The sequence below is a fragment of the Lacinutrix himadriensis genome (genome assembly GCF_001418105.1).
In the GTDB taxonomy this organism is placed as follows: Bacteria; Bacteroidota; Bacteroidia; order Flavobacteriales; family Flavobacteriaceae; genus Oceanihabitans; species Oceanihabitans himadriense.
In genome coordinates this window covers 1-4,300 of sequence record NZ_LIQI01000015.1, presented here as the reverse complement: position 1 = coordinate 4,300, position 4,300 = coordinate 1, and the positions used below count along the sequence as shown (strand labels likewise).

Sequence of the window (4,300 nt, the reverse complement as noted above, 5' to 3'; positions counted from 1 at the left end):
CGTTGTGCACACATAATGACCCGTCCTAAAATAAGGCTACATAATTTTAAACATTATGTACAGAAATGACAAAGTAATTAGACGTTACAGCGAACCTTTTAAATTAAAAATTTTAGCCGAACTTACAACCGGAAAACACACAAAGAGCGAACTTTGTAAACTCTACTCTATCGCACCTACAACTGTTAACGAGTGGATTAAAAAGTACAATCGTAAAGACTTAATGAACACCAGAGTAAAAGTGGAAACGAAAGACGAAATATCTAGAATTAAGGCACTTCAAAAAGAGGTTGAACTGCTAAAAAAACTACTACTTAAAAAGGATCTCGATGCTATGGTACAGGATTGTTATCTTGAAGTTGCTGCTGAAGATCTTGGCTATAAATCGGTTAATGAACTAAAAAAAAAGCTAAGTATAAAGCCTTAATTAAAGCTAAAAAGAAATCTACGGGATTTGCTTCTCTGACAACTATAACTCATTGTTTTGGACTTAAACGTAATGCTTATTATAAGCATAAAAACAGAGCTGATAAACGTTTAATTCTAGAACAACAGATTATAAATATTGTTAGAAAAAGACGCAAATCCCTTCCTAGAGAAGGTGTTCGTAAACTTACCAGATCTTTAGACAAAGAGTTTGTTAAAGCTAACATTAAAGTAGGCCGAGATACACTATTTAAAGTGCTTAGAAAGCATAATATGCTAACACTTAGAAAGAAAACAAGCGCTAGAACTACTAACTCTTATCATCGATTTTATAAATATAATAACATCATAAAAGACTTAGAAGTAACTAGAGCTAACCAAGTTTGGGTATCGGATATCACATACATTAGAACAGTTAAAGGGTTTTGTTACCTAGCTTTAATAACAGATATGTACTCTAGGAAAATAGTTGGTTATGATCTAAGTGATAGCTTAGAACTTAAAGGATGCGTGAGAGCACTTAATAAAGCGATTTACCAAGCTAAAAACATTAATAGACTAATACATCATTCAGATAGAGGAATACAGTATTGTAGCAATGTATACACACAAATACTCAAAAGAAAAAAGATAGATATTAGTATGACTGAAGAAAATCATTGCTACGAAAATGCGATGGCAGAACGCGTAAACGGAATACTAAAAGACGAATTTTATCTCGATCAAACCTTTGAAAACGTAGCACACGCAAAGAGAGCTGCAAAAAGTGCAATTAATTTATACAATGAAGTAAGATTACATTTATCTTTAGACTATAAAACACCTAATATGGTATACAAATTATCAGCGTAAAATCAATTTTAACCTGTAGCCGTATTTCAGGACAAGACATTTGAATGAACATACCGACTAACATAAAATCACTCTTGATTCTGACAATCGGATTTATTCTGTTCACAGTAATTGGAACGATAAGTCACGAATATGGACATATAATTGTAGCTAAATCCTTTGGCTATGAAACTACACTACATTATGGAAGTATGAATTATTTGCCAAAAGGATATTTAGAAGATAAAGATGTAATAGCGGTTAGATATTTAACAAAAGATTATGTGGATATTGAATATGACTCTTGGCCAATAGATATTAAAGAAAAAACAGAAGAATACAATAATATTCTACAGAAACGCTATTGGAATAAAAAATCAAATAGTGGTTTACTTGTTACAGTTGGAGGTCCTTTACAAACAACTTTGACAGGAACTATTGGGTTATTGATTTTAATATGGCGTAGGAAATCAATTTACAAAAACGGATTGAAAGTTTTAGATTGGCTTGCTATTTTCCTTTCATTATTCTGGCTACGAGAAATATTTAATCTTGTAACTTCAATTGGTGGAGAATTAATTTCGCCAAACGGAACTTGGTTTAGTGGAGATGAGTTACACATTTCACAAGGTTTGAATTTATGGTCAGGAACAATTCCATTAATTTTAGCAACTATTGGAATTGTAATTACTATTTATGTAGTTTTCAGAATAATACCTAAAAAGATACGTCTGACTTTTATTTTAAGCGGATTTATTGGTGGAATAGTAGGATTTATTCTTTGGATGAATATAATCGGACCAAAAATATTACCTTAATGAATAAAAAAACGTGCCACAACAACGTATAAAAAAAATTGCTTAATTTAGTGTTTAATCGGAAAGTCGTTGCTGTTTTGGATACATCTGATTTTCCTTCGGAAAATCCTCGCATACAAAACCGCAACTCTTTTTATACAAGACCGTTGCTAACTATAACTCGGAAAAAATACCGAACGGAATTCATCTAAACTTTACGCTGAAAAAATCACTCAAAATCGGAATTAAATATTGCGGAATTATTTACTCAGCTGCTGAATTTACTCTTGCGGAATTTAGCCTGATTCGGAAAAGCCACTCAAACGGAATTAAAAAAACAAAATCAATTTGCTGACTTCACTCGGAATTGATCCATTAAGCGGAATTAAAAAACGTGATTACTCAAATGTCTCGCAACAGTTAGCAACAACGCATAAAAAAAATTGCTATATTTAGAACTAATTTTAAAAGTCGTTGCACTTTTGCTACATCTGAATTTCCTACGGAAATTCCTCGCACGCAAAAACGCAACTCTTTTTATACAAAACCGTTAGCTTTAATGCTTGAGCAAGTTTGCGGAAATAAAAAAAGCGTAGTTTAATTCCCGTTTTTTTTTGAGTTTTAAGAAAGTAAGAATCGAAAAAACCGTTCCAGAATCTTTAAAATTTCACTGAGTTCTAACTCATTTTCTGAATAAAATACTTTGCGGATTTTTTAGCTTGTTTGCGGAATTATAAACGGAATTGAAATAACTGAATCTCACTCAATCGGAATTTAGCTAATTGCGGAATTATTTACTCAAACTCTGATCTAAAATCGGAGAATCACTCAATCGGAATTTTAAGCAAGATTGCGGAACTTATGAAACATAGATATATAAAGCGAACAAAAAAGCACTAAAAGCTAACAACGCATAAAAAAAATTGCTAGATTAGTGTTTAAACAAAGGAAGTTGCGTTTTTACTTACTTCTGATTTTCCTTCGGAAAATCCTCGCACGCAAAAACGCAACTCTTTTTATACAAGACCGTTGTAGCACATTTGAGAAAAACATTGGAACCGAGATTAATATATAGCGCAACTGATTTTTTAAAGTCTAAACTTCTTTGGAAAAAGACTAATAATGAAGAATGGATTCATTTCGGAACTGGAAATGATATTGATTATAATATAGTCAATAAAAGCATCTCCGAATATTTAAGCGGAGAAGATATATACTTGGTTTATGATAGAACAAATTCTGGTATATTTAAAGAAGAACAATTTCAAAAATTGTTTAAATCAATTCTTGGAAATAAGAATTTTTATCTCTGGAATAAAGAACTAACAAAAGCAATCGAATTCAACTATGTCGGAATTTTAAGGTTTGGAAAGTTATAAAACTTAAACTATGTTGATAACGGATTTATATCCAGCTTGCCAAAATACAGATTCGGACAAAACAATTGAATGTTCAAATTATGGATTGAATTTAGTTGATTAGAAATAAAAACGTGCTACAACAAAGAACTGAGGTAAAAAACAACTCTTTTCTTCGTTAATTTTAGACATTATTAGTTTTGGCTCAAAATAATTTTATTGTTTTGCGCCTTTTATATTTTATGTAATTCTTTACTATTTAGGCAATACTGAAACGTGATTTTCACAATATGGCAATCCTGATTTAGCAATAGCAAATGCTTGCTTTAATAACTTATTTGCAACTGCTATTAACGCAAGTTTTTTACTCTTTCCTTTGGCCACCAATCGTTCATAAATCTCTCTACAAGCCTTATTGTACTTACATGCCGAAAATGCACATAAAAATAGCAGATTTCTTAGTTTCTTATTCCCTACTTTACTTATTCTACTTCGTCCGCGAACACTGCTTCCTGATTTTCGTATAGTTGGTGTAATACCGACATAACTACACAGTTGTGATGCCGTTTCAAATTTTTTAAATCCATCAGTTACTACTATTAAAAACAAAGCTGTTTTCACACCCATTCCTGGGATGCTTTTTAATAATGTCAGTTGATGTTGCTGCTCTTGTTTAACTAAATCTAATAGACGCTCTTCTATCGCGGTAATCTCCTTTTGCAAATGCTTAACGTTTCGCTTTAAAGAACGATACACAAACTTGGAAGGTATTCCTAAGGTTTCTTCACCATGAAGTTTATTCTTCGATGCCGTTCGGTATTTTATGTAACTATCCAGCAATCTAAAGAGTTGCAAGCACTCACTCTGAACTTCATTTAAAGCTGTGTA

5 protein-coding genes are annotated in these 4,300 nt (G+C 31.8%); 4 read left to right on the top strand and 1 reads right to left on the bottom strand.

Annotated features, from left to right (window positions below; translation table 11 throughout):
- Positions 1-55: 55 nt before the first annotated feature.
- The 4 genes from AMD28_RS04620 to AMD28_RS04605 all read left to right on the top strand — a co-directional run bounded on the left by AMD28_RS04620 (position 56) and on the right by AMD28_RS04605 (position 3,433).
- Positions 56-427 carry a transposase gene (locus tag AMD28_RS04620; protein ID WP_055442126.1) on the top strand — a complete coding sequence of 124 codons (372 nt, stop codon included), beginning with the start codon at positions 56-58 and terminating at the stop codon, positions 425-427.
- Positions 427-1,278, top strand: coding sequence for an IS3 family transposase (locus AMD28_RS04615; RefSeq protein ID WP_083478199.1), 852 nt, complete (start codon positions 427-429; stop codon positions 1,276-1,278). Before AMD28_RS04620 ends, AMD28_RS04615 begins: the two co-directional genes overlap by 1 nt.
- A 74-nt stretch (positions 1,279-1,352) precedes the next feature.
- Complete coding sequence (locus AMD28_RS04610; protein ID WP_241492440.1) at positions 1,353-2,075, top strand: hypothetical protein; 723 nt, start codon at positions 1,353-1,355, stop codon at positions 2,073-2,075.
- A 1,031-nt stretch (positions 2,076-3,106) separates the two neighbouring features.
- Positions 3,107-3,433, top strand: a complete 327-nt coding sequence (locus AMD28_RS04605; protein WP_055443001.1) for a hypothetical protein — start codon at positions 3,107-3,109, stop codon at positions 3,431-3,433.
- A 234-nt stretch (positions 3,434-3,667) separates the two neighbouring features.
- Here the strand turns inward: AMD28_RS04605 and AMD28_RS04600 are convergent.
- Positions 3,668-4,300 (bottom strand): transposase (locus tag AMD28_RS04600; RefSeq protein WP_152975546.1); only part of this gene is annotated, 633 nt, incomplete at its 5' end.